The 25884-nt window shown below is 59.8% G+C and carries 26 protein-coding genes; 22 read left to right on the forward strand and 4 right to left on the reverse strand.

Annotated elements, in window-relative coordinates; all coding sequences use genetic code 11:
• Nucleotides 1-36: 36 nt before the first annotated feature.
• Complete coding sequence (gene fsa, locus NOR97_RS03330) at nucleotides 37-690, reverse strand: fructose-6-phosphate aldolase (RefSeq protein ID WP_117869747.1); 654 nt, start codon at nucleotides 688-690, stop codon at nucleotides 37-39.
• Between the two features lie 88 nt (nucleotides 691-778).
• On the opposite strand from fsa, the gene NOR97_RS03335 reads away from it, so the two are divergent.
• From NOR97_RS03335 to NOR97_RS03350, 4 genes are all read left to right on the forward strand, one after another.
• Nucleotides 779-2974, forward strand: a complete 2196-nt coding sequence (locus tag NOR97_RS03335) for a primosomal protein N' (RefSeq protein ID WP_257600207.1) — start codon at nucleotides 779-781, stop codon at nucleotides 2972-2974.
• A 79-nt stretch (nucleotides 2975-3053) separates the two neighbouring features.
• Nucleotides 3054-4286 carry an MFS transporter gene (locus NOR97_RS03340; RefSeq protein ID WP_257600208.1) on the forward strand — a complete coding sequence of 411 codons (1233 nt, stop codon included), beginning with the start codon at nucleotides 3054-3056 and terminating at the stop codon, nucleotides 4284-4286.
• A 66-nt stretch (nucleotides 4287-4352) separates the two neighbouring features.
• On the forward strand, nucleotides 4353-5231 hold the full coding sequence (locus tag NOR97_RS03345) for a 50S ribosomal protein L11 methyltransferase (protein WP_170344964.1): 879 nt from the start codon (nucleotides 4353-4355) through the stop codon (nucleotides 5229-5231).
• A gap of 101 nt (nucleotides 5232-5332) precedes the next feature.
• Nucleotides 5333-5677 carry a hypothetical protein gene (locus NOR97_RS03350; protein WP_257600209.1) on the forward strand — a complete coding sequence of 115 codons (345 nt, stop codon included), beginning with the start codon at nucleotides 5333-5335 and terminating at the stop codon, nucleotides 5675-5677.
• Between the two features lie 101 nt (nucleotides 5678-5778).
• On the opposite strand, the gene NOR97_RS03355 is transcribed toward NOR97_RS03350, so the two are convergent.
• Entirely contained in the window at nucleotides 5779-5994 is a 216-nt protein-coding gene (locus NOR97_RS03355) for a DUF1127 domain-containing protein (protein ID WP_170344966.1), read from the reverse strand.
• 333 nt (nucleotides 5995-6327) lie between these two features.
• On the opposite strand from NOR97_RS03355, the gene ruvC reads away from it, so the two are divergent.
• From ruvC to NOR97_RS03445, 18 genes are all read left to right on the forward strand, one after another.
• Nucleotides 6328-6825 carry a crossover junction endodeoxyribonuclease RuvC gene (gene ruvC, locus NOR97_RS03360; protein ID WP_170344967.1) on the forward strand — a complete coding sequence of 166 codons (498 nt, stop codon included), beginning with the start codon at nucleotides 6328-6330 and terminating at the stop codon, nucleotides 6823-6825.
• Nucleotides 6822-7499 (forward strand): Holliday junction branch migration protein RuvA, encoded by a 678-nt coding sequence (gene ruvA, locus NOR97_RS03365; protein ID WP_170344968.1) that lies wholly within the window; start codon nucleotides 6822-6824, stop codon nucleotides 7497-7499. Before ruvC ends, ruvA begins: the two co-directional genes overlap by 4 nt.
• Nucleotides 7500-7503: 4 nt before the next feature.
• Nucleotides 7504-8523 (forward strand): Holliday junction branch migration DNA helicase RuvB, encoded by a 1020-nt coding sequence (ruvB, locus tag NOR97_RS03370; RefSeq protein ID WP_171117487.1) that lies wholly within the window; start codon nucleotides 7504-7506, stop codon nucleotides 8521-8523.
• Nucleotides 8524-8586: 63 nt separating this feature from the next.
• Entirely contained in the window at nucleotides 8587-9210 is a 624-nt protein-coding gene (locus NOR97_RS03375; protein WP_257600210.1) for a hypothetical protein, read from the forward strand.
• The gene (ybgC, locus tag NOR97_RS03380; RefSeq protein WP_170344971.1) at nucleotides 9207-9590 is read left to right on the forward strand and encodes a tol-pal system-associated acyl-CoA thioesterase; all 384 of its coding nucleotides are present in this window, start codon (nucleotides 9207-9209) and stop codon (nucleotides 9588-9590) included. The genes NOR97_RS03375 and ybgC overlap by 4 nt, the downstream gene beginning before the upstream one ends.
• Before the next feature lie 109 nt (nucleotides 9591-9699).
• The gene (gene tolQ / locus NOR97_RS03385; RefSeq protein ID WP_257600211.1) at nucleotides 9700-10395 is read left to right on the forward strand and encodes a protein TolQ; all 696 of its coding nucleotides are present in this window, start codon (nucleotides 9700-9702) and stop codon (nucleotides 10393-10395) included.
• 2 nt (nucleotides 10396-10397) lie between these two features.
• Nucleotides 10398-10874, forward strand: coding sequence for a protein TolR (gene tolR, locus NOR97_RS03390; protein WP_152457226.1), 477 nt, complete (start codon nucleotides 10398-10400; stop codon nucleotides 10872-10874).
• A gap of 9 nt (nucleotides 10875-10883) precedes the next feature.
• Nucleotides 10884-11987, forward strand: coding sequence for an energy transducer TonB (locus tag NOR97_RS03395; RefSeq protein WP_257600212.1), 1104 nt, complete (start codon nucleotides 10884-10886; stop codon nucleotides 11985-11987).
• Complete coding sequence (gene tolB / locus NOR97_RS03400) at nucleotides 11984-13303, forward strand: Tol-Pal system beta propeller repeat protein TolB (RefSeq protein WP_170344974.1); 1320 nt, start codon at nucleotides 11984-11986, stop codon at nucleotides 13301-13303. Before NOR97_RS03395 ends, tolB begins: the two co-directional genes overlap by 4 nt.
• Nucleotides 13304-13375: 72 nt before the next feature.
• A complete protein-coding gene (gene pal, locus NOR97_RS03405) occupies nucleotides 13376-13876 on the forward strand; it encodes a peptidoglycan-associated lipoprotein Pal (protein WP_170344975.1) in 501 nt (166 codons plus the stop codon).
• A 4-nt stretch (nucleotides 13877-13880) separates the two neighbouring features.
• The gene (gene ybgF / locus NOR97_RS03410; RefSeq protein WP_257600213.1) at nucleotides 13881-14705 is read left to right on the forward strand and encodes a tol-pal system protein YbgF; all 825 of its coding nucleotides are present in this window, start codon (nucleotides 13881-13883) and stop codon (nucleotides 14703-14705) included.
• Nucleotides 14696-15955, forward strand: coding sequence for a tRNA lysidine(34) synthetase TilS (gene tilS / locus NOR97_RS03415; RefSeq protein ID WP_306978947.1), 1260 nt, complete (start codon nucleotides 14696-14698; stop codon nucleotides 15953-15955). The genes ybgF and tilS overlap by 10 nt, the downstream gene beginning before the upstream one ends.
• A gap of 75 nt (nucleotides 15956-16030) precedes the next feature.
• Complete coding sequence (gene ftsH / locus NOR97_RS03420) at nucleotides 16031-17944, forward strand: ATP-dependent zinc metalloprotease FtsH (RefSeq protein ID WP_257600215.1); 1914 nt, start codon at nucleotides 16031-16033, stop codon at nucleotides 17942-17944.
• Between the two features lie 98 nt (nucleotides 17945-18042).
• Nucleotides 18043-18639, forward strand: coding sequence for an MOSC domain-containing protein (locus NOR97_RS03425; RefSeq protein ID WP_257600216.1), 597 nt, complete (start codon nucleotides 18043-18045; stop codon nucleotides 18637-18639).
• A gap of 144 nt (nucleotides 18640-18783) precedes the next feature.
• The gene (locus tag NOR97_RS03430) at nucleotides 18784-20460 is read left to right on the forward strand and encodes a formate--tetrahydrofolate ligase (RefSeq protein ID WP_170344980.1); all 1677 of its coding nucleotides are present in this window, start codon (nucleotides 18784-18786) and stop codon (nucleotides 20458-20460) included.
• A gap of 60 nt (nucleotides 20461-20520) precedes the next feature.
• Nucleotides 20521-20826, forward strand: a complete 306-nt coding sequence (locus NOR97_RS03435) for a chorismate mutase (RefSeq protein WP_170344981.1) — start codon at nucleotides 20521-20523, stop codon at nucleotides 20824-20826.
• A gap of 53 nt (nucleotides 20827-20879) precedes the next feature.
• Nucleotides 20880-21770: a bifunctional methylenetetrahydrofolate dehydrogenase/methenyltetrahydrofolate cyclohydrolase FolD gene (gene folD, locus NOR97_RS03440; protein WP_170344982.1), complete on the forward strand. Its 891-nt coding sequence runs from the start codon at nucleotides 20880-20882 to the stop codon at nucleotides 21768-21770.
• A 216-nt stretch (nucleotides 21771-21986) separates the two neighbouring features.
• Nucleotides 21987-22733, forward strand: coding sequence for a LytTR family DNA-binding domain-containing protein (locus NOR97_RS03445; protein WP_257600217.1), 747 nt, complete (start codon nucleotides 21987-21989; stop codon nucleotides 22731-22733).
• A 2-nt stretch (nucleotides 22734-22735) separates the two neighbouring features.
• On the opposite strand, the gene pdeM is transcribed toward NOR97_RS03445, so the two are convergent.
• Both pdeM and NOR97_RS03455 read right to left on the reverse strand, forming a co-directional pair.
• Complete coding sequence (pdeM, locus tag NOR97_RS03450) at nucleotides 22736-23398, reverse strand: ligase-associated DNA damage response endonuclease PdeM (protein WP_257600218.1); 663 nt, start codon at nucleotides 23396-23398, stop codon at nucleotides 22736-22738.
• 41 nt (nucleotides 23399-23439) lie between these two features.
• Nucleotides 23440-25851, reverse strand: a complete 2412-nt coding sequence (locus NOR97_RS03455; RefSeq protein ID WP_257600219.1) for a ligase-associated DNA damage response DEXH box helicase — start codon at nucleotides 25849-25851, stop codon at nucleotides 23440-23442.
• Between the last annotated feature and the right edge of the window lie 33 nt (nucleotides 25852-25884).

The raw sequence follows: 25884 nt of genomic DNA on the forward strand, positions 1-25884 counted from the left end.
GCGGCGCCTTTCGGCGCCGAGCGGTCGGGTCTGGGATCAGAGGATCTTCTGACCGGTTTTGGCCCAGTCCGCGAGGAAGGTTTCCAGACCTTTGTCCGTCAACGGATGGTCGGCCAGTTTCTTGATGACGGCAGGCGGCGCAGTGATCACGTCGGCCCCGATGCGGGCGCTGTCGGTCACGTGGTTGACGGTACGGATCGATGCGGCAAGAATTTCGGTCTCGAACCCGTAGTTGTCATAGACCTGACGGATGTCTGCGATCAGGTCCATGCCGTCGAGGTTGATATCGTCAAGCCGTCCGATGAATGGCGAGATGAATGTCGCGCCCGCCTTTGCAGCCAGAATCGCCTGATTGGTCGAGAAACAGAGGGTCACGTTGACCATCTGGCCTTCGTCGCTGAGCGTTTTGCAGGTTTTCAGGCCCGCCCATGTCAGCGGAACCTTCACGGCGATATTCGGCGCGATCTTGGCCAGCTTGCGGCCTTCGGCGATCATGTCGTCAGCTTCGGTAGCGACAACCTCTGCCGATACCGGGCCGTCGACCAGCTCACAAATTTCTTTGGTTACTTCCAGAATGTCGCGACCCGATTTCAGGATCAGCGAAGGGTTGGTGGTTACGCCGTCCACCATGCCCAGATCGTTCAGTTCGGCGATGGCGTCGATTTCGGCTGTGTCTACGAAGAATTTCATGAGGGCAGTCCTTTGATGGGTTGGCCTTGGTCGCGGATGGCTTTACCTCAAAGAGACCCCTGCTGGAACCCCCTGCGAAGGACATGCCGTGAGCGCTAACGGATTTTTCGACCAAGGAGAGCTGGTTGCGGTGCTGACAACGCAGCCGCTTGACCGGACGCTGGATTACAAAGCGCCCGAAGGCGGGTGCGTTCTGGGCGCGTTTGTCGAGGTTCCTTTGGGCCCGCGCAAGGTGCTGGGGGTGGTCTGGGGGCCGGGGCAGGGTGGTTTTGATCTGAGCAAGGCGCGGTCGGTGATCCGGGTTCTCGAAGTTGCTCCGATGCGCGAAGAGATGCGGGTGTTTCTGGAGAAGGTTGCCGATTACACTCTGACGCCAATGCCTGCGATGCTGCGTCTGGCGACGCGGGCACCGGGCCTGGGTGATCCGCCGTCTATGCGCAAGGTCTACCGGCTGGGTGATACTGAACCTGACCGAATGACCGATGCCCGGACCCGGGTTCTGGAGGTATTGCGGGATTATGGCGGGCTGGCCTTTACCTTGAAGGAACTCGCCGAACAGGCAGGTGTAACGTCATCTGTTGTCAAGGGGTTGGTCAAACAAGGCGCCGTGCGCGAAGAGGACAGCCCGCGCGACCTGCCTTATCCGCATCTTGATCCGGACCTGCCCGGGAAAGACCTGACCGCGGATCAGGCAGCGGCGGTCAAACGGCTTCAGGCCGGGCAGCGGACAGGCGATTACGGCACCACGCTGCTGAAAGGCGTTACCGGTTCCGGCAAGACCGAGGTCTATTTGGAGGCCGTGGCCGAGGCGTTGCGCATGGGGCGGCAGGCCTTGGTTCTGCTTCCCGAGATTGCCCTGACCGCAGAATTTCTGACCCGGGTCGAGGCGCGGTTCGGTGCGCGCCCGGCGGAATGGCATTCCGGCGCGACGATGACGGAACGGCGCCGGGTCTGGCGGATGGTCGGACAGGGGAATGCGCAACTGGTCGTGGGCGCCCGGTCGGCGCTGTTTCTGCCATTCCGCGATCTGGGGCTTGTGGTGGTCGATGAAGAACACGACACGTCCTACAAACAGGAAGACGGCGTGCACTACAGCGCCCGCGACATGGCAGTTCTGCGCTCGGCGATCTGTGGCGCCCGGGTGATTCTGGCCAGCGCGACGCCTTCGCTGGAAAGCTGGGCCAATGCCGAGGCCGGCAAATATGAACGGCTCGACCTGACCTCGCGCTTTGGAGCGGCGGTATTGCCCGAGATGAAGCCCATCGACATGCGGGCCGAACAGATGACTCCCGGAACGTGGGTTTCTCCGTCTTTGCGGCAAGCGGTGCAGCAGCGGATCGAAAAAGGCGAACAATCGCTATTGTTCATCAACCGCCGTGGCTATGCGCCGGTCACGTTGTGCCGGGCCTGCGGTGAGCAGATCGCCTGTGATCATTGCGACGCACGCATGGTCGAGCATCGGTTTCTCAAGCGGCTGATGTGCCACCAATGCGGTGAAACCAAGCCGATGCCCGAAGCCTGCCCCTCTTGCGGCGTGGAAGGCAAGCTGGCCCCGGTCGGGCCGGGGATCGAACGGCTGGCGGAAGAAGCCGAGGCGACCTTCCCAGAGGCAAACATCGCGATGCTGAGCTCTGATCTGTTCGGTTCGGCGCGGGCCTTGAAGGCCAAGATTGAAGAGATCGCCGCCGGGGATGCCGATATTATCATCGGTACGCAGCTGGTGGCCAAGGGCCACAACTTTCCCAAACTCACATTGGTCGGTGTGATCGACGCTGACCTTTCCCTGCATGGCGCGGACCTGCGCGCGGCTGAGCGTACGTTTCAATTGATGCGGCAAGTGGCCGGGCGCGCGGGACGGGCGGACAAGCCGGGGCAGGCGTTGTTGCAGACATTTCAACCGGAACACCCGGTGATCCGGGCCATCCTGTCGGGTGACGAGGAAGGGTTCTGGAAAGCCGAGGCAGCGGGTCGGCAGGCGGCAGGCGTGCCGCCCTATGGTCGCATGGCCGGGATCGTGTTGTCGGGCCCCGAGGTCGGGCCGGTTTTCGATATCGGCAATGCAATGGCACGCAACGATACACCTTTGACGCAGATCGGTGCTCAGGTCTTTGGCCCGGCGCCGGCACCCATTGCACGTATACGTGGCCGCCACAGAGTACGCTTATTGGTGAAAGCCCCGAAAGGGGCGCCGATTCAGGATGCCATTGCCCGCTGGATCGCCCCATTGCGTCTGAAGGGTGATATCCGTCTGACCGTCGATATTGACCCACAGAATTTTTATTGACCTCTGCATCTGTGCAGGGTGATTGTGCGCAGACCGCTTCCCTCTCGCCAAAGCGGTGAAATGGGCGTAGAGGGGGCTCATGCTGAAACCCATGCCCCTTGCCGAGGCTAAGAGCCTGCCGTTCTGGCGCCGCCCCATCACGCTGTTGTTCATGATGGCGCTGACCATGCCCATTGCGTTCAACGCATGGAGCGCGCTGCTGAACAACTTCGTTATTGAGGTGGCGAATTTTGATGGCGCGGATATCGGTCTGCTGCATACGGTGCGCGAGATTCCGGGGTTTCTGGCGGTTGGCGTGATTGCCGTCATCATTTTCATTCGCGAGCAGGTGCTGGCGATGATCTCTCTGATGATGCTTGGTGTCGCAACGGCGGTGACCGCGTGGTTCCCCAGCCTGGGCGGGTTGCTTTTCGTGACCTTGTTCAGCTCGATCGGGTTCCATTACTACGAGACCGTGAACCAGTCGCTTCAATTGCAGTGGCTGCCCAAGGATCGTGCTCCGCAGGTGCTGGGATGGCTGGTTGCGATGGGATCGGCGGCGACCATGGTGGTGTATGGGCTGATCGTACTGACCTGGGATCGCTTTGATCTGTCCTACAACTTTGTATTCATGGCGTCGGGTGGTGTTACGGCTGCGCTGGCCCTGTTCTGTCTGTTCGCCTATCCGCAATTCGATGCGCCCACGCCGCAGACCAAGAAGCTGATCCTGCGCCGCCGGTATTGGCTGTATTATGCATTGCAGTTCATGGCAGGCGCGCGGCGGCAGATATTTGTCGTCTTTGCCGGGTTCATGATGGTCGAGAAATTCGGCTTTGAAGTGCATGAGCTCACCAGCCTTTACCTGATCAACCTGATGATCAACATGCTGGCCGCCCCATTGCTGGGAAAGGCGGTTGCAAAGTTCGGTGAGCGGCGCACGCTGATATTCGAATACACCGGTCTGGCCATCGTGTTCGCAGCCTATGGCGGCATCTATTGGTTCGGCTGGGGTGTTCTGCTTGCGGCGACCCTTTATGTGATCGACCACGTGCTGTTTGCACTGGCTTTGGCGTTGAAAACCTATTTCCAGAAAATCGCCGACCCTGCCGATATCGCGCCGACCGCTGCGGTGGCCTTCACGATCAATCATATTGCGGCGGTGTTTTTGCCCGCTTTGCTTGGCCTGCTTTGGGTCGTGTCGCCGGGCGCCGTGTTTGGCCTGGCCACGGCGATGGCGATCGTTTCGCTGCTGCTGTCCCTGTTGATCCCGCGTCATCCCGAGCCCGGCAACGAGACCATCCTGACCAAATACGCCCCCGCCCCTGCGGAATAGGCCTCGGCGCTTGACCTTGACGGCGCGGCGTCCTAGGCGCGGTGTCAATCGAGACAGGAGGCCCCAATGCCCACATTCACCGCACTGACGACGCTGACAGGTAAGAAGGCCGCCGAAGGTCTGGGCGAGGCGATGGAACGTCTGGAGCCGGAACCAACCGGCGTTGGTGTGTTCGAGGTCGAAGACGGATCCGGCCTGTGGGAGGTCGGCGGATATTTCACCGAAGCCCCGGACGAAACCGCACTGGCGGTTCTGGCCGCCGCGTTCGACGCCAAACCGTTTGTTGTTTCAGAGCTGCCGGAAACCGACTGGGTTGCGCATGTGCGACGCGAGCTTGCGCCCGTCGAGGCGGGGCGTTTCTTTGTCTATGGAAGCCATGATGCCGACAAGCTGCCCGAAGGCCGCATCCCTTTGCTGATCGAGGCCGCAATGGCCTTTGGCACCGGCCACCATGGTACGACGTTGGGTTGCCTCAAGGCCTTTGACAGATTGCTGGACGAAGGCTTCACCGCGACGAAAGTGGCGGATATCGGCTGCGGCACCGCCGTTCTGGCCATGGCCGCAGCCCGGGTCTGGGACGGTGACATCATTGCCAGCGATATTGATGAAGTGGCCGTTGACGTGGCCGAAGCCAACCTCAAGGCGAACGGGATGTCCGGTGCCGTGCGGTGCGTGGAAGCCGCGGGTTTCGACCACCCCGATCTCAGGGCGCACGCGCCCTACGACCTGATCTTTGCCAATATTCTCAAAGGTCCTCTGGTCGCCCTCTCGCCGGAAATCGCGGCGAATCTGCGTCCCGGAGGGTATGCAATCCTGTCGGGGATCCTCAACGAACAGGCCGATGATGTGGTGTCCGTTTATTCTCAAAATGAATTCAATCTTGCTCATAGAGGTGAGATTGGTGAATGGACGACCCTAATCTTAATGAAACAGGGCGCAAACTAGGCCATTTGCAGGAGTTTTGTGGAATTTTGCCACGTTTTTGTCGTAATCTCTTTTTACCGTTTTCTGACTGAAGTCGAGGGGGGCGGTTTTTGGAGGCTGCCATGACGGGTAAACAACTGGAGTTCACTCAGCGCGTTAATCGCCTGAACAAAAAACATCAAAAGATGAGCCGTGGCTATCGCGCGACGATGCGCAGGGATGGTCTGGTCGTCATGAAACCGCAGCGGGTAAGCTCGGCAGTGCCGGCCAGGGTGCTGTTGCTTACGCTGTTGGGTGTCATAGCGTTCAAAGCGTTTCTTTTGTCCAGCCTTGGCCCGACCGGATACCAATACCGGATCGACAGTTTGAACGAAGGCACATCGGTCGAAAAAGCCGGTGCCTGGGTGATGCAGATCGACCCGGTGTCACAGGCGATTGCCGCCCAGCTCAACAAGATTATGTACTGAATCTCGGTTTTCGGAAAAAAACACCGCGTGCCTGGGGCGCGCGGTGTTTCTGTTTGCCCCTCAAGGGAGGAAGTAGGGGCGAATGCGAGTGGTGGTCGGTATTACCGGCGACCTTGAGCGATGGCGTCGATGTCGCCACGGCACAGGCCGATATCTTCCAGTTCACGATCGCTCAGACCGGTCAGCGCGTTGCGGGTAACGCGGGCGTCATTCCATTCGACGGCGGCGTTCACGGCCGATACGAAAAATGCGCCGATACGGCCAACGAGGCCGAACGAGCCAGTGGAGGCGAAGCGGGTGGTGTCCAGTGCAGCCATATCCTGTTTCCTTCTGGTTGGTGTTCACTTTGCAGTCTTGCGATCTGCCCGGCATCTAGTGCCGCCAAATCACCTGCACAAGTTCAGTTTTTGCATGTGTCCTATGCGTTTCCTGCAATGCTCGAAAAGGCTGAAATCCCCTTAAAAAATTGGTGAAAACGCGTTCACAAAAGTGTCGAATTCAGACTTTTTGAAGTCGCAAATGGCGCGTTGAGTCGCCCATGGGACAGGTGTGTCGTTTTCAGGCCTTGGGTCAATTCGCTTGGAAAATGTTCACGCTTCGTGCTAGGCGTTGGAAAAAGATCACAGAACCCGAGCAGGCCGAGGCAAAACATGCGAATTCTGGGCATTGATCCGGGGCTTAGGACCCTGGGGTGGGGCGTCATCGAATCAAATGGCAGCCGCCTGAGCCATGTGGCCAACGGTTTGTGCAAGTCGGATGGGGATGATCTGGGTGAGCGGCTGTTGTCTCTTCACAACCAGATTGTCGAAGTCATCGCCGATCACCGACCGGACCAGGCGGCCATCGAACAGACCTTTGTGAACAAGGATGGCGCCGGTACGCTCAAACTGGGCCAGGCGCGGGGTGTTGCGCTGCTGACGCTGGCACAGGCCGGATTGCCGGTGGGGGAATACGCACCCAACCGCGTCAAAAAGACCGTGGTTGGTGTGGGTCATGCCGAGAAAGAGCAGGTGCTGCACATGGTCAAACTGCAATTGCCCGGATGTCAGCCTAAAGGGCCGGATGCGGCAGATGCGCTGGCGATTGCGATCTGCCATGCCTATTACGGCAAGACGCAACAGGTGCGTGTGAAAGAGGTGCGGGCATGATTGGCAAACTTACAGGTCGCTTGGACTACCGCGCGGCGGATCACGTGCTGATCGATGTGCGTGGCGTTGGCTACATCGTCTATTGCTCTGATCGGACCATGGCCGCACTGCCGGGTGTGGGCGAGGCGGTCTCGATCTATACGGACATGGTCGTGCGCGAGGACCTGATGCAGCTTTATGGCTTTCTCTCGCTGGTCGAGAAGGAATGGCACCGCCTTTTGTGCTCGGTTCAGGGGGTCGGAGCGAAAGTCTCTCTGGCGATCCTCAGCGCGCTGGGGCCGGACGGTGTCAGCCGCGCAATCGCACTGGGAGATTGGGCGGCGGTCAAGGCGGCGAAAGGCGTGGGGCCGAAAACGGCGCAGCGGATTGTTTTGGATCTCAAGGACAAGGCGCCGGGCGTAATGGCCATGGGCGGCACGGTGACCGATGCGATGGATGGCCCTTCGATCGAAGTTGTCGAGCCTGTCGAGGCAGCGCCTGTTGCGAAGCGAACGCCAAAACCGGCCTCCGGGGCCGCTGCGGCATCAGCGGGTGCGCTGTCAGCCTTGTCCAATCTGGGTTATGGGCCGTCGGATGCAGCAGCCGCGGTTGCCGAGGCGGCCGCCAACAACCCGGATGCAGACGAAGCGGGTTTGATCCGTGCTGCCCTGCAATTGCTGGCTCCGAAAGGCTGAATCAATGGTAGACGCTGATCCCACTGTGCGCCCGGACCCATTGCCCGAGGACAATGACCGCGCATTGCGCCCGCAGGGCTTGGATGAGTTCATCGGTCAGGCCGAGGCACGCGCCAATCTGCGCATCTTCATCCAATCTGCCCGCCAACGGGGCGAGGCGATGGATCACACGTTGTTCCATGGCCCTCCGGGATTGGGCAAGACGACGCTGGCGCAGATCATGGCGCGTGAACTGGGGGTGAATTTTCGCATGACGTCCGGGCCGGTTCTGGCGAAAGCGGGTGATCTGGCTGCGATCCTGACCAATCTCGAAGCACGTGATGTCCTGTTCATCGACGAAATCCACCGCCTGAACCCGGCGGTGGAAGAGGTGCTTTACCCCGCGATGGAAGATTTCGAGCTTGATCTGGTGATCGGCGAGGGGCCCGCTGCGCGAACCGTACGGATCGAGTTGCAACCCTTCACGCTTGTCGGAGCCACGACGCGCATGGGTTTGCTGACCACACCTTTGCGCGACCGGTTTGGTATTCCAACCCGGTTGCAGTTCTACACCGTGGACGAGCTGCATGAGATCGTAACCCGAAACGCGCGGAAACTCGGCGCTCCGGCGGATGATGAGGGCGCACGCGAGATTGCGCGCAGGTCGCGCGGGACACCGCGCATCGCCGGACGTCTGCTGCGCCGGGTGGTGGATTTCGCCATTGTCGAAGGGGATGGGCGGATCACGCGCGGTCTTGCGGATGGCGCACTGACGCGCCTGGGTGTAGACAAACTGGGGCTGGATGGCGCCGACCGGCGTTATCTGAAACTGATCGCCGAAAACTATGCCGGCGGGCCGGTTGGAATTGAGACCTTGTCGGCGGCGCTATCGGAAAGCCGGGATTCGCTGGAAGAAGTGATCGAGCCCTATCTGTTGCAACAGGGGTTGATCCAGCGAACACCGCGTGGGCGGATGTTGGCGCAGAAGGCCTGGACGCATTTGGGAATGGCTGCGCCCAAGCGGCAGAGCGATCTGTTTGGTTGAAGCTTGCGCTTGGAAAATTTATGCCTTCGGCGAGAGTATTTTCGAAAAGATGAAGGGCGGGGCGTGACACCGGAAGAGATTGAGGCGCTGTTCACGCGCGAAAGCGGTGAGTTTCTGTTTGCGCGTTGGGGGCGGCCGATCGTGCCGATTGTGTTTGGTGTTGAAGATGAAACGCTGTCCACTGTGAAGGGTGCCTTCGAGGCTGTTGTCACCTTGGCCGGTCACAAAATGGCCGAAACCGACCCCGAGCTTGGTGCCAACTGCATGATCTTCTTCTTTCGGGATTGGCAAGAGCTGCTGGACGTGCCGGATCTTGATCGTCTGATTCCCGAACTGGCACCGTTGGTCGGGCGCTTGGTTGAAGCGGATGCAAACCAGTACCGCGTTTTCCGGTTCGAAGAAGATGGCGCGATCCGAGCGGCTTTTGTTTTTCTGCGCATGGACACGCAGTTGTCCAAGATACCGGCGGAAACGCTGGCGCTGAGCCAGGTAGTGCAGACCATCCTGCTTTGGTCTGATACTGCGTTTCGGAAGCAATCTCCGCTGGCTGTGGCAGGTGAAACGACGATCCTGCGCCCCGATATTGCTGCGTTGATTCGGGCAGCCTATGATCCGGTTTTGCCGGGTTCTGCGCAGGATGCGTCTCATGCGCTCAGGTTGTTTGCCCGGCTGGAGCCACTGCAATGAAACATACCTATCCGGTTCGCGTATATTATGAAGACACCGACATGGGTGGCGTCGTCTATCACGCGAACTATCTGCGGTATATCGAACGTGCGCGTTCGGATTGGGTACGCAATCTGGGCAATGACCAGAACGCGATGCGGGAAGAGGGCATTGTGTGGGTCGTGCGGCGGGTCGAGGCCGATTACCTTGCGCCCGCCAGGTTCGATGACGAGTTGATCGTTGAAACCGAAGTCACGGAAATCTCGGGCGTGCGGCTGACCATGGCGCAGCTGGTCCGGCGTGGCGAGACCGAGATTTTTCGCGCCTCGGTCACTGCCGTTTGCATCAACAAGGACGGCAGGCCGATCCGGCTTCCGGCAGAGATTCGCGCATTGATGTAACAATTTGCGTCTCAGGGGTGGTTATGTTGGCATTTCAGCCCCAACTGCGTTAGCGTTTGGCAAAACAAGGCCAAACAAACGGCCGTCAGGCAAAACAAAGAGCAGGTTCATGGAAGCTGAAACGCTGGCGCTGGCGCAGGAGATCGATTTCTCCATGTGGGGGCTGTATGCCCGCGCGACCTTTATCGTCAAATTGGTGATGTTGATGCTGATCGGCGCATCCATCTGGTCCTGGGGCATCATCATCCAGAAGCTGATCAATTACCGCGCGGCCCGTCGCGAGGCGCAGGCATTTGACGAGAGCTTTTGGTCCGGCAACCCTTTGGACGAGTTGTTCGAGCAGATCGGAACCCAGCCGGATGGCAGTTCCGAAAAGATTTTTGCTGCCGGAATGATCGAATGGCGAAGGTCGCACCGAAACGACGGGGGATTGATTGCCGGAGCGACCGCGCGGATAGACCGGTCCATGGATGTGGCCATTGCGAAAGAGGCAGAGACTTTGCAGAAAGGTCTGCCCATTCTGGCCACGGTTGGATCGACTGCGCCGTTCATCGGCCTGTTTGGTACCGTCTGGGGCATCATGAATGCCTTTGTCGAAATCGCAGAGCAGCAGAATACCAACCTGGCGGTCGTGGCCCCAGGTATTGCCGAGGCCCTCATGGCGACGGGGCTGGGCCTTCTGGCGGCGATCCCGGCAGTAATTTTTTACAACAAGCTCAGTGCAGACTGTGACCGCATCGTGGGCGGGTACGAAGCCTTTGCCGATGAATTCGCCACCATCCTGTCGCGCCAGTTGGACAGCTGACAATGGGCGCGGCGGTTCAGCAATCCTCGGGTGGAAACGGGCGCAGACGCGGTCGACGTCGCGGTCGCGCGCAGCCCATGGCCGAGATCAACGTGACCCCGTTTGTGGATGTCATGCTGGTTTTGCTGATTATCTTCATGGTGGCCGCGCCACTGCTGACCGTCGGTGTTCCGGTGGATCTGCCCAAGACCGCTGCCAGTGCTTTGCCCGGTGACAATGAAGAACCGTTGACCGTGACCCTGACGGCAGATGGACGGGTGCAAATTCAAACAACTGACGTGTTGCGCGAAGAGCTGATCGGCAAACTGCGGGCCATCGCCGCAGAGCGGAGCAGTGACCGGGTTTTCCTGCGCGCCGATGGCGCAATTCCTTACGCCCAGGTCATGCAGGTCATGGGTGCGCTGAACGCAGGCGGGTTTTCCAACGTTGGGCTTGTGACCGATACGGGCGGGCCGACGCTGGATGAAGGTGGAGAGTGAGGCCGCACGGTGGATACCGGCACCAAGATTTCGGCGATTGCGCATGTCAGCCTGATCGGAGCGGCGCTGTTCGGCGGCACCTTCCGGTCCGAGCCGTTGCCGATGGCCGTACAGGATGTGACCGTGATCACCGCTGAACAATTCGCTGCCATGACGGCGCAGCGGGATGCGCCTGCGATCCCGGAGGTGCCGACGGCATTGCAACAGCCGCCCGAACCACAGGCTGAGACCAAGCCGCCCGAACCTGTGGTCGAGGAACAGCCGCGCCCTGAACCTGTTGCGCCCGCCGAACCCGAACCTGAGCCCGCTCCTGTTATCGTCGAAGCGCCGCCGGAACCGGACGTGCCGGATGAGCCGCCGGTACTGACAGAGCCCGAGGTCGAACCTGTTGCACAGCCTGTGCCACCAGGGCCCGAGGCGCAGCCGCGCCCGTCGGATCGTGTCGCCCCCGAGGCCATAGCGCCACCACCGCCCGAGGCAAAACCGGATGATTTCGAAACGCCGCCGGTGTCTCTGGACGAAGGCGCCGAGGTTCAGCAGGAACAACAGGATCAGACTGCGCCGGAAGAAGCGGCCCCCGAAATCGTGACCGAGGCAGAGGAAACCAAAGAGCAGTCTCCGCTTACGTCACCGCGACCGCGGGTGCGTCCGAACCGCCCAAGCCCACCGCCCGAACCTGTTGTGGCGCAGACGCCCGAGGCGGCACCTGAACCTGACGCGCAAGCCGACGAGGCCGCGATCAATGACGCTCTGGCCGAAGCTTTGGGCGGCGGAACCGAGCCTTCCGGCCCACCGCTGACCAGCGGCGAGAAGGACGCGATGCGATTGGCCGTGTCCAAATGCTGGAACGTGGGCTCTTTGTCTACGGATGCGCTGAGCACCGTGGTCGTTGTAGCTTTTTCGCTGAACCGTGATGGTACGGTTGTGGATGGCAGCATTCGGATGCTGGACAGTTCCGGCGGGTCTGCTGGCGCGGCCAATCAGGCCTATCAGGCCGCCCGGCGCGCGATTTTGCGCTGCGGGGCCAGAGGATATGACTTGCCTGCTGACAAATACGCTCATTGGCAGGATGTTGAGATTACATTCAATCCCGAGAGGATGCGGATCAAATGATGAAACTTCTGACCAGCCTCTTTGTCGGCCTGACGCTGATGTCTGCGCCGGTTCTTGCACAGAACGGTCCCCTGCGACTGGAGTTGGACCAGGGCATTATCGAACCCTTGCCCTTTGCGGTACCGAACTTTGTCCCCGATGGCCCGTCAGCGTCGCAATATGCACAGGACATCTCGCGCGTGGTGGCGGCTGATCTGACGGGAACGGGGTTGTTCCGCGAGATATCTTCGGATGCCTTCATCAGTCGGGTCAGCAGTTTCGAAGCACCAGTTCAGTTTGCCGATTGGAAAGCGATCAATGCGGATGCGCTGATCACGGGGGCGGTCAATGTTTCGGGCAAGAACCTCACGGTTCGGTTCCGGGTCTGGGATGTGTTTTCGGGTCAGGAACTGGGCAATGGGTTGCAACTGGCGGGTACCACCGAAGGTTGGCGGCGTATGGCGCATAAGGTGGCGGACCAAGTTTATAGCCGGATCACAGGTGAGGGCGGGTATTTCGACAGCCGTGTGGCCTTCGTTTCGGAAAGCGGGCCGAAAAACCAGCGCCTGAAGCGACTGGCGATCATGGATTATGACGGGGCGAATGTGCAGTACATGACTGACAGTGCCGCAATCGTTCTGGCACCGCGGTTTTCGCCTACCGGCGATCGGTTGCTTTACACCAGCTATGAAAGCGGCAGCCCGCGTATCTATGTTCTGGATGTGGGCCGCGTGAAACGGCAGGAGCTGAAGACGCAGGACGGAACCATGAGTTTTTCGCCCCGCTTTTCGCCAGATGGCCGGTCGATCGTGTATTCTCTGATTCAAGGCGGAAACACGGATCTGTGGAAAATGGATCTGGCCTCGGGGAAAAGCACCCGTCTGACCAACACTCCGGCGATTGAAACCGCACCCAGCTATTCGCCGGATGGCAGCCGGATCGTGTTTGAAAGCGACCGTTCTGGTACGCCGCAGCTTTACGTGATGCCCGCGAATGGCGGCGAGGCAACGCGGATCAGCTTTGGCGCAGGGCGTTACGGCACGCCGGTATGGTCGCCGCGCGGCGATCTGATTGCCTTTACCAAGCAAAATCAGGGCCGCTTCCACATTGGGGTGATGCGCACGGACGGATCAGAAGAACGCTTGTTGACCGCCTCATTTCTGGATGAAGGCCCAACCTGGTCGCCCAATGGCCGCGTCATCATGTTCACCCGTGAAACGCAGGGGGCCAGTGGCCGGGCCTCGCTGTATTCAGTGGACATCTCGGGTCGAAACCTGCGCCCTGTGCGTACGCCGGATGGCGGCAGTGATCCGTCATGGGGCCCACTACAGAATTGATCGCAGCAAAGTTCACAACGAATCGTCCCTGTGGTAGACAGGCGGCAATAATCAAAACACGAGGCACTTGAAATGAATGTATTGAGCAAAGTCCTGGCGTTGGGCGCGCTGAGTGTGATCGCCGCCTGTACGAACAATGACCCATCCGCATTGGGCGGTGCCGGTGGCACTGGTGCGATCGTACCGGGCTCGCCCAGTGACCCGCGTTCGCCTGCGTATTTCCAGCAGACCGTCGGGGATCGTGTTCTGTTCGCAGTGGACCAGTCGACCCTGACACCACAGGCGCAGACCGTGTTGCAAGGGCAAGCGGACTGGCTTCTGGCCAATCCGGATTTCGTTGCCACGATCGAAGGTCACGCGGACGAGCAGGGCACCCGCGAATACAACCTTGCGCTGGGTGCGCGTCGCGCAAATGCCGCTCGGGAGTATCTGATTTCGCGCGGTGTTGCAGGCAACCGTCTCAAAACCGTCAGCTACGGCAAGGAGCGCCCGATTGAGATTTGCAGCACCGAGGAGTGCTATTCCAAAAACCGCCGCGCAGTGACGGTGCTGACCGGATCAACGCTGGGGTAAGACGATGCGTATGGCAGGATGGGTATTGGCGGCAGTCATGGCGACGGCCGGTGTTGCACAGGCACAGGATCAACAGACCCTGGCCGACATACGTCAGGAACTGACGGTGCTGCATGTGGAAATTCAGCGTCTGAAGCGCGAGTTTTCCACCACAGGATCGCCCGCGCCAAACCTGTCCGGCAGTTCGATTCTCGAACGGGTTGACGCCATTGAAGCGGAACTGCAACGCCTGACCCGTCAGACCGAGCAGCTGAACCAGCGTGTGCAGAACATTGTCTCGGACGGGACCAATCGCATCGGAGATCTGGAGTTCCGCCTGTGCGAGCTGGAGGCAAATTGCGAGATTTCAGGCGAACCGACCAGCACACTGGGCGGAGAGGACGCAGATGTAGGTACGGCCGTCATCACGCCTGCCACACCATCCCAAACCGATCAGAGTGAACTGGCCGTGGGCGAGCGGGCGGATTTCGACGCGGCATCGCAAGCACTGGCCGATGGCGATTACCAGACTGCGGCTGATTTGTTTGCGCAGTTTGACGCGAACTATCCCGGCAGTCCTCTGGCGCCCGAAGCGAATCTGAAACGGGGTCATGCGCTTGAAGGTCTTGGCGACACCCGCGAAGCGGCACGGGCATTCTTGGCAAGCTTCACCGGAGATTCCGAAGGAGCATTTGCCCCCGAGGCCCTGTTCGAGTTAGGCGCGGCGCTGGGGCGTCTGGGGCAGACCGATCAGGCCTGCATCACGCTCAATGAAGTTGGCGTGCGCTTTCCATCCGCACCGGCGTTTGCGGCTGCGACGCAAGAGATGTCTGCGCTGGGGTGTTCTTGAAACGACACGGCGAAAACCTGCTTGCAGAGCTTCGCGCCCGGCTTCCCGAAAGGCTTCCGCGTAAACTGGGCGTGGCGGTCTCGGGCGGTGGGGATTCCGTTGCGTTGATGCATTTCTTGCATCAAGTCGCCCAAAACGAAGAGATCACCCTTTTTGTGGCCACGGTCGATCACGGTTTGCGCCCCGGCGCAGCGCAGGAGGCCGTGACAGTGTCCCGCCAGGCCGCTGCATTGGGGTTGCCGCATGACATTTTGCATTGGGCGGGTTGGGACGGAGCCGGCAATGTTCAGGATGAGGCCCGCAAGGCGCGTTACAGCCTGCTTGCCGGTTGGGCACAACAGCGCGGAATCGAGGCCATCGCGTTGGGGCATACAGCGGATGATCAGGCGGAAACGTTGTTGATGCGACTGGGTCGTTCATCAGGTGTCACGGGACTGTCCGGTATGTCGGCAAGTCGGCAACGGGAAGGTGTGACATTGCTGCGACCTATGCTGGGGATCACCCGAAAGGACCTGCGAACCTACCTGTCCGGTATCGGCGCAACATGGGTCGAAGATCCGTCGAATCAGGACCCTCGTTTCGACCGGATCAAGGCACGAGAGGCCGTGTCCGGCCTCAAACCTCTGGGAATTGACGCGCTTTCACTGTCGCGAGTGGCCGACAATCTGGCGCAGGCCCATGCAGCCCTGGGTGTGTTTGCGCAGGAATCCGCAAGGAAGGTCGCCCAGGTCGAACAAGGCGACGTAAGGGTGGACAGGGCCGGTTTTACCGCATTACCCAAGGAAATCCGGCGCCGCGTATTGGTAGGATGCATTGCCTGGATCGCAGGGCAGGGATATCCCCCGCGTCAGGCGGCGGTCGAGCAGGCCATGAAGGCCATAACCGACGGGCGGGCGGGTTCGCTCAGCGGCTGCCTGTTGGTGCCAGAAGGGATGAGTGTTTGGATTTGCAGGGAATTCAAGGCCGTGGAGGCTCGGGTTTCGGCACCTGACGAAGCTTGGGATGGCAAATGGGTCTTGGCCGGGCCCGAGATTTCCGGTGCCAAGATCCGCGCTTTGGGTGAAGAGGGGCTGCGACAGGTGCCCGAATGGCGCGAAACAGGCCGCCCCAGGCTGGCCTTGAGCGCGACGCCCGCGGTCTGGAAGGGGGGCGCGGTGCTGGCCGCTCCGCTTGCGGGATTCGCGAACGGATGGCGCGCGGACATGACGCCGGAATGGCCCGAGTTCCACGCATCTTTTTTATCGCATTGAACATACCACAATCCTCTCTATTTTAAGAGGTAACTTGGCAGTTCCTCACCTGCCGGAACTTTTGGGAGAATTTCCTTGGGCAACGCTCGCAATATCGCGTTTTGGGTCGTTCTGTTTCTGCTGATCCTTGCACTGTTCAATCTGTTCAGTGGACCAGGCGGAACGCTTCAGAGCAATGAAAGAACTTACTCCGACTTTGTCGGCGCCGTGCAAAGCGGTGAAGTCAAGAACGTCACACTGGATGGCGAACAGATCCGCTATACCACCGAAAGCGGTGCGACTTACGTCACGATCAAACCCGGCGACGCCGAGGTCACCAAGCTTTTGATCGATGAGAACATCCCGGTTCAAGCGGTCAAGCAACAGCAGTCGGGCTTCCAGTCTTTCCTGATCACGCTCTTGCCCTTCCTGCTGCTGATCGGTGTCTGGGTTTACTTCATGAACCGGATGCAGGGCGGCGGCAAAGGCGGTGCGATGGGCTTTGGCAAGTCGAAGGCCAAGATGCTGACCGAAAAGCATGGCCGCGTCACATTTGACGACGTCGCAGGCATCGACGAAGCCAAGGAAGAGCTGGAAGAGATCGTCGAGTTTCTGCGCAATCCGCAGAAGTTCAGCCGCCTTGGCGGCAAGATCCCGAAAGGCGCGCTGCTGGTCGGCCCTCCGGGTACCGGTAAAACATTGCTGGCCCGAGCCATCGCGGGTGAGGCGGGTGTGCCGTTCTTCACCATTTCGGGGTCCGACTTTGTCGAGATGTTCGTCGGCGTCGGTGCATCCCGTGTCCGGGACATGTTTGAACAGGCCAAGAAGAATGCGCCCTGTATCGTTTTCATCGACGAGATCGACGCCGTGGGCCGCCATCGTGGCGCCGGTTACGGCGGTGGTAACGACGAACGCGAACAGACCCTCAACCAGCTTCTGGTCGAGATGGACGGCTTTGAGGCCAACGAAGGCGTCATCATCCTGGCCGCGACCAACCGCAAGGACGTGCTGGACCCGGCGCTGCTGCGCCCCGGCCGGTTCGACCGCCAGGTGACCGTCGGCAACCCCGACATCAAAGGCCGCGAGAAGATTTTGGGCGTACACGCGCGCAAGACACCTTTGGGGCCCGATGTCGATCTGCGCATCATTGCGCGCGGTACGCCGGGCTTCTCGGGGGCTGATCTGGCAAACCTCGTGAACGAGGCCGCGTTGATGGCCGCCCGCGTGGGTCGCCGCTTTGTCACCATGGAAGATTTCGAGAACGCCAAGGACAAGGTGATGATGGGCGCCGAGCGCCGCTCGATGGTGCTGACACAGGACCAGAAGGAAAAGACCGCCTATCACGAGGCGGGGCATGCCGTTGTCGGTCTGACCCTGCCACTGTGCGATCCTGTCTACAAAGCCACGATCATTCCGCGCGGTGGTGCGCTGGGTATGGTTGTTTCGCTGCCTGAAATGGATCGCCTGAACTACCACCGTGATGAGTGTGAGCAAAAGCTGGCCATGACCATGGCCGGCAAGGCCGCCGAGGTTATCAAATACGGTGAAGACCACGTTTCGAACGGCCCGGCCGGGGACATCATGCAGGCCAGCCAACTGGCGCGTGCCATGGTGATGCGCTGGGGCATGTCGGACAAGGTCGGCAACATCGATTATGCCGAGGCTCATGAAGGCTATCAGGGCAACACCGCAGGGTTCTCGGTTTCCGCCCATACGAAAGAGCTGATCGAAGAAGAGGTGAAGCGATTGATCCAGCAGGGTTATGAGCGCGCGCACCAGATTCTGACCGAACGGCACGAAGAATGGGAACGCCTGGCGCAGGGTCTGCTTGAATACGAAACCCTGACTGGGGATGAGATCAAGCGCGTTATGAATGGTGAATCACCCAGCGAGGATGACGAAGGCGACAAGCCGGATGAAGGCAGCGCGCCCAGTGTCACGGCCATTCCCAAGACAAAGGCCAAGAAATCTCCGCCCGATGGCGGAATGGAGCCTGAACCCTCCGCATAGTCAAAAAAAGACCCGGCGCATAGTCCGGGTCTTTTTTCTTTTCATCGGTGTTTTGCCGGGCAATATTCGCGCAAGAAAAAGATCGAAAAGGGAAGGCTATGCCATTTTTGCGCGAAACCGAGTTTGCCGCCGAAACCGTCTGGCTTGGCCTTGTTCCTGCGGGGACCTCCTTGCGGGCCAAGGCTGTTGACACGCTGGATCTGGGCTTTGACGGCGTGAAGGGTGAGCGCCACGAGGGGCTAAATCGGGCGTCCTGTGTCAGGGTCTCAAATCTTTATCCAAAAGGCACTGAAATTAGCAATGTGCGTCAGCTTTCAGTTTTGTCCGAGGAGGAGTTGCAGCAGATTGCCCGGGACATGGGGTTGGACCAGCTTGACCCGTCCTATCTTGGGGCTTCCATCGTGCTGCGCGGGATCCCGGATTTCTCACATATCCCCCCGTCTTCACGTCTTCAGGCAAAAAGTGGGATGACGATAACAGTGGACATGGAAAATGCCCCTTGCGTTCTGCCGGGGCGCGAGATCGAAGCGGATCAACCGGGGCATGGTGCGGCTTTCAAACCTGCGGCGGCCGGACGTCGGGGCATCACTGGATGGGTAGAGCGACCTGGACGCATTCAACTTGGGGATCGGCTAAAGCTGTTTGTTCCGGATCAACCTGCCTGGGCTTGTGAAAACGGGCTTGTTTCCGATTAGAAACCCCGGAAACGAACTTACGACGCTTCGCGACGCCAGAATGTCGGAATCCATGGCTATCGGGATTGTACACAAGGGTATGGAATGCACAGCGCCGACGCCCCGCGTCGGTTTTGCACGGTATTCAATCAAGGACCCCGGCCAATGAGCTACAAATCCGATATCGAAATCGCCCGCGAAGCGAACAAAAAGCCGATTCAGGAAATCGGTGCCAAGATCGGCATCGACTCTGCGGATCTGCTGCCTTATGGCCATGACAAGGCGAAGGTCAGCCAGAACTTCATCAACTCGGTGCAGGACCGCGAAGACGGCAAGCTGATCCTGGTGACTGCAATCAACCCGACCCCGGCAGGTGAGGGCAAGACCACGACCACAGTGGGTCTGGGTGACGGCCTGAACCGCATCGGCAAGAACGCGATGATCTGTATCCGCGAAGCCTCGCTTGGCCCGAACTTCGGCATGAAGGGCGGCGCCGCGGGTGGCGGTTACGCGCAGGTTGTTCCGATGGAAGAGATGAACCTGCACTTCACCGGTGACTTCCACGCCATCACCTCGGCGCACTCGCTGCTGTCGGCGATGATCGACAACCACATCTATTGGGGTAACGAGCAGGAGATCGACACCCGCCGCGTCGCATGGCGTCGTGTGGTCGACATGAATGACCGAGCCCTGCGTCAGATCACCGCCAGCCTGGGTGGTGTGTCGAACGGCTTTCCGCGTGAGGCAGGTTTTGACATCACCGTGGCGTCCGAGGTCATGGCGATCCTCTGTCTGGCGAACGACCTAAAAGACCTGGAAAAGCGTCTGGGTGACATCATCGTCGCTTACCGCCGCGACAAGACCCCGGTCTATTGCCGTGACATCAAGGCCGAAGGCGCAATGACCGTTCTGCTGAAGGACGCAATGCAGCCGAACCTGGTGCAGACGCTGGAAAACAACCCGGCCTTCGTCCATGGCGGCCCGTTCGCGAACATCGCGCATGGCTGTAACTCGGTCATCGCGACCAAGACCGCTCTGAAAGTCGCCGACTATGTCGTGACCGAAGCTGGTTTCGGTGCGGATCTGGGGGCCGAGAAGTTCATGAACATCAAATGCCGCAAGGCGGGCATCGCTCCGTCGGCAGTTGTTCTTGTAGCCACCGTGCGCGCGATGAAGATGAACGGTGGCGTGGCCAAGGCTGATCTGGGTGCCGAAAACGTTGAAGCCGTCAAATCAGGCTGTGCCAACCTGGGCCGTCACATCGAGAACGTGAAATCCTTCGGTGTACCGGTTGTCGTCGCCATCAACCACTTCGTCACCGATACCGATGCCGAAGTTCAGGCGGTGAAAGACTATTGCAGCGAGCACGGCGTCGAGGCGGTTTTGTCGCGTCACTGGGAGCTGGGTTCCGAAGGGTCTGCCCCGTTGGCCGAGAAAGTCGTCGAAATCGTCGAAGGTGGCACCGCGAACTTCGCACCGATCTACCCCGACGAAATGCCTCTGTTCGAGAAAATCGAAACCATCGCCAAGCGTATTTACCGCGCTGACGAAGTTCTGGCCGACAACAAGATCCGCAACCAGCTGCGTGAATGGGAAGAAGCCGGATACGGCAACCTGCCGGTCTGCATGGCCAAGACGCAGTATTCCTTCTCGACCGACCCATCGCTGCGCGGTGCGCCCACCGGCCATTCGGTTCCGGTGCGTGAAGTTCGCCTGTCCGCAGGCGCCGGTTTCATCGTGGTCGTCTGCGGCGAGATCATGACCATGCCCGGTCTGCCTCGCAAACCGGCTGCTGAAACCATCTGCCTCAATGACGCAGGTGAGATCGAGGGCTTGTTCTAAGCTGCTGAATAAGACATCTCGTGGTCCGGGGATTCATTCCCGGGCCATGAGGAGATGACGATGCCCACTCTGACACCGCCCCAGAACTGTAACACGATGCAGGACCTGCGGGCCGAGATCGACAAGCTGGATCGCCAACTGATCGAAATGTTGGTGACACGCGCGAGTTACATTGACCGCGCGTCGCAGCTGAAGCCGGGCGAGGGCCTTCCGGCCCGTATCCCGGAACGCGTGGAAGAGGTGGTGCAACGCGTGCGTGCAAGCTCGGATGCGCTGGGGATGGACCCGGATCTGGCCGAGAAGCTATGGCGCATATTGATTGACTGGTCGATTGCACGCGAAGAGCGCGTGATTGGCACCGACTGACTGACCGGGCGCTTTGTGCGCCCGATCCGTTTTTTGAAAGAAGGGATCGAAACATGGTAGCTCAGGTTATCGACGGTAAGGCCTTTGCCGCAAAAGTGCGCGCGCAAGTGGCCGATCAGGTTGCAAAGCTGAAAGAGGAAAACGGCATCACTCCCGGCTTGGCCGTGGTTCTTGTGGGCGAAGACCCAGCCAGCCAGGTCTATGTCCGCTCGAAGGGCAAAATGACTGTTGAAGTCGGCATGAATTCGTACGAGCACAAACTGGATGCCGATACCTCGGAAGAAGATCTTCTGGCGCTGATCGACAAGCTGAACAACGACCCGGCCGTGCATGGCATTCTGGTCCAGTTGCCGCTGCCCAAGCACCTGAATGAAGACCTGGTGATCAATTCCATCGATCCGGCCAAAGACGTCGACGGGTTCCATATCTCGAACGTGGGCCTGCTGGGCACCGGTCAGAAATCGATGGTGCCCTGCACCCCGCTGGGTTGCCTGATGATGCTGCGTGACCACCACGGTTCGCTTTCCGGCATGGACGCGGTTGTGATCGGCCGCTCGAACATTGTGGGCAAACCGATGGCGCAGCTGCTGCTGGGCGATAGCTGCACCGTGACCATCGCGCATTCGCGCACCAAGGATCTGCCGGATGTCGTGCGCCGGGCCGATATCGTCGTGGCCGCGGTGGGTCGTCCTGAAATGGTACCGGGTGACTGGATCAAGGAAGGCGCGACCGTGATCGACGTAGGCATCAACCGCATCGAACGCGACGGAAAGAACAAGCTTGTCGGTGACGTGGACTATGCCAGCGCGTCCCAGCGTGCTGGCGCCATCACTCCGGTTCCGGGCGGTGTAGGTCCGATGACCATTGCCTGCCTGTTGGCCAACACTTTGACTGCGTGCTGCCGCGCCAACGCTCTGCCCGAACCAGAAGGTTTGACGGCGTAAGGTAATCTGGTCGGGTCGATCATGTCGGCCCGGCACACTGCTCGGTTGTGCATGACCTCGTGGGACAATCATTGCACGCTGTGGTCATTTTGCCCTGAATGGGTTTGACAGCTTTGAAAATCGTGATATCCCCGTATTCCCAGTTGGTTACAGGTAAGGTGCCTAAGTGCTTGTCGTGCTAAGGTTGAATTCTGATAAATCGTGCACAAAAGCGGTATGACATCCAAGATCAAAGTTGTCCGGAATGCTTGTACCCCACAGCGAGTGACGGCGGGCGTTGTCTTTCTTCCATTGCTTGCCTACGCGTTTCCACCGTTTCTGGTTGCTGATCTGACCTTTGGATTGCGTCTTCTTTTCTGGACCGGGGTGATGGTTCTTGCCCTGACGGTCACCGGGCTGGCGCGCAAGCTGATGCAGAAAAACCCTGTTCTTTTGAATGTTCCTGCCCGTGATCTGGCATTTGCGGCACTGATCCTGGTTCTGTTCACGCCGTCCCTTTGGATGTTGGCATGGGTCCTGTTCACGTGTGGAGGTCACATGGCACCAGGCGCCCAGACCGTAGCGGTGTATGGGGTCTTGTTTGCAACGGGTCTGGTTCTTGTGCAGCGCAATGATCTGAATCCATTGATGGCCTCAACGCCTGAAATCGAGAAGCCGCGCCTGATCAGGCGTCTGCCGCCTGATTTCGACGGCCAAATCCATCGTCTGACGGTCAGGGATCACAATGTGGATGTTGTGACCTCGGAAGGCACGTTCACGATCCGCTCACGCTTTACGGACGCAATTGCCGAGATGGAGCCGGTTCCCGGGCACTGTTCGCACCGTTCACATTGGGTGGTGGACGCGTCCATCGTTAGGGTTGAAAAAACGGCGGGCAAAACCTTTTTGCGCCTGGCGAACGGCGATCTGGTTCCAGTGAGCCGCAAGTACAAACCGAAGTTGGAAGAAGACGGGTTGATCTGAATTTAACGTGGCATTGGAATCATCCGCGGATGCGGGCCGGTCAGAATGGCCATGGCGTCCGCGCCCAAAAGATCGGAAAGTGCCCGATCCGAACTGCGCAATCCCCCGGTATAAGCTCCGTAGGCAGGCAGGATCAGCCGATTTCTGTCCAGCAGAAAGGCGGGCCGGGAAATGTGCCGGCCTTTTGTCCGAATCTGTGCTTTCGGATGAAAATGGCCTGAAACCTCGCCTTGTGGCCGATCCTGGGCGATATGACGAAAGATAAGCGGGCCACACTGCGATTCGACCAAATGAGAGCCCCCCATCTCGATCGGGCCTGGATCGTGATTTCCTTCGATCCAGATCCACTGACGCCCGGCCTGCAAAGTTGCAATCCTCAACCCTTCTGCGTCGGGCAAGGCCCGGGCCGCTTCGAGATCGTCAAAGCTGTCGCCAAGGCAGATGACGGTTTCGGCGCTGGTGTATTCCAGATCGCGCGCCAGACGGTCTAGCGTCTCGCGACTGTCATAGGGGGGCAGCGTAGCCCCGCCCCGACGGGCCATGCGCTCGGATTTCCCCAGATGCAGATCCGAGACACAGAGCAGTCGCCGCGCCGGCCACCATAATGCGCCAGACGGCAGCGCATCGAGTTGCTGGCCTGCAAAGGAAAATTTGAACACGTTCATGATACGTTCTTGGCCCGATTCCACATCTTGCGCAAGGGGGATCAAAGCTGGTCCAACCCGGCGGCTTCCATCAGGCGCGCGCTTTCTTCGGCAAGCAGCCTTTCTTCGGCTGCCCCTTTGACAGGCACTTTTCCAACCTCAAGAAAAAGCGGCGCGGCCAGTGGGGAAACGCGATCCAGACGCAGCAGGTCTATGCGGTCGCCGATGCGCGCCAGCATCGCCTCGATACGACCGAAGTCAACCAACCCGCGCATGGCCTCTTCGCGGGTGATCTGCATCAACAGATGATCGGGATCATATTTCAGCAGTGTGTCATAGAGAATGTCTGACGAAAACGTGGCTTGCCGTCCGGTTTTACGCTGTCCGGCCATGTTGCGTTCGATCAGACCAGCAATCGTGGCCGACGCGCGAAAGGTACGCTTCATGACTGCGTTGCCCGCCAGCCATGTGTCCAGCCCGTCACGCAGCGCTTCGGGTTGAAACAAAGGGCGCGGGTCAGTGACCGCATCCAAACCCCAAATCAGCGTGGCATAGTCTGTGGCGACAAACCCCAGCGGGGCCAAACCGGTTTCCTCCATCCGTTTGGTCAGCAGCAGGCCCAGTGTCTGTTGCGCATTGCGACCAGCGAATCCGTAAACGCACAGATGCTCTCGCCCGTCACTTGGAAAGCTTTCGATCAACAGACGATCGCGTTGAGGCAGGCGGGACACTTGGCGCTGCAAGACCAGCCAATCCGCCGTATGAGAAGGCAGGTGCGGCCAGTCAGTTTGGGCGAACATGCGCAGAATGCGGTCGCTGAGTTGCGTGGAAGTCGCAAATTTCGTGCCCGAGAAGGTCGCGATCTTTGGTTTGCGATCTGCGCGACGGCTGACCTCGACCACCATTTCGCGCAGGCCCTCATAGCGCACGATCTGCCCGCCGATCAGGAAGGTATCGCCGGGGGTCAGCGAAGCAGCAAAGGCTTCTTCGACTTCGCCCAACGGTTTTCCACCACGGCTGCGCTTCAGGCGTACCTTCAGGGTGTCGGTATCCTGAATCGTGCCCAAGTTCATGCGAATGCGTGACTCAGCGCGAGGATCGCGCAATTGCCATTGCCCGTCGGCACGCTGCTGCAACCTTTGCCAGCGATCATAGGCGCGCAAGGCGTAGCCCCCGGTGGCACAGAAATCCAGACAGGCGTCAAACTCGGGTCGCGTCAACTGTGCATAAGGTCCGGCGGATGTCATCTCGGCATACAGATCATCGGCGTCAAAGGGCCCGGCACAGGCCGCAATCAGAATGTGCTGGCACAACACATCGCGGGGGCCGGGGCCTCGGGGTTCCCCGTCCAGGTCATGGGCTTTGGCGGCCTCGAGCGCAGCGACGCATTCGACAACTTCAAACCGGTTGGCAGGAACCAGCAGCGCCTTGGAAGGCGCGTTATAGCGGTGGTTGGCCCGACCAATCCTTTGCACCAGCCGTTTGACGTTCTTGGGCGCACCGATCTGAATCACCAGATCGACATCGCCCCAATCAATGCCCAGATCGAGGCTGCCGGTGCAGACGATGGCGCGCAATTCGCCACGCACCATCGCGGCTTCGACCCGCTCGCGCTGCTGTCGGTCAAGACTGCCATGATGGATGCCGATGGGCAGGCCGTCGTCATTCGCCAGCCACAGGTTATGAAAATAGATCTCGGCCTGCGCGCGGGTGTTGTGAAAGATCAGCGTGGTCTTGTGCCGCCGAATCTGGTCCAGCACAGCCGGAATGGAATAGGCCGCGCCTCCGCCGGACCATGGCGGCATTTCGGTTGTTTCCAGCATCTGGATGTCCGGGTCCGGGCCGGGGTCGGCCTGCACGATCCGGCAGGGGTCCGGGTGGCGCGCCAGAAAGCGGGCAATCGCCGTGGGGTCTTCGACCGTGGCCGACAGGCCGACGCGACGCAGATCCGGGTTGAGACGCTGAAGACGCGCCAAGGCCAGCATCAGTTGATCACCGCGCTTGCTTTCCGCCAGTGCGTGGATTTCGTCGACGATGATCCGCTGCACCCCATCGAACATGCGCGGGGCATCCTCGTACGAGGTCAGCAGTGCCAGACTTTCCGGTGTGGTCAGCAGGATATGGGGTGGGTCGGCCCTTTGGCGTTTTCTCTGCGTGGCCGAGGTGTCACCGGTGCGATCCTCGATCCGAATGGGCAGGCCGATCTCGTCCACCGGGGTGCGCAGGTTACGTTTGATATCCGCCGCCAGCGCCTTGAGCGGCGAGACATAGAGTGTATGCAAACCGTTGTGGCCTCCATCGGCCAGCTCGGACAGGGAAGGCAGAAAACCGGCCATGGTCTTGCCGCCACCGGTCGGGGCGATCAGCAGGGTTGCCGGGTCCTTCGCCCGATCGAACATCTCTTGCTGATGTGGGTGGATGGACCAGCCTTTGGTGGAAAACCACGTATCAATCCGAGCGGGAATCTGCGTCATGGTCACAGATTACCCGCCCGAAGGAGGGATTGG

It is taken from the genome of Ruegeria sp. YS9 (assembly GCF_024628725.1).
Lineage (GTDB): Bacteria > Pseudomonadota > Alphaproteobacteria > Rhodobacterales > Rhodobacteraceae > Ruegeria > Ruegeria atlantica_C.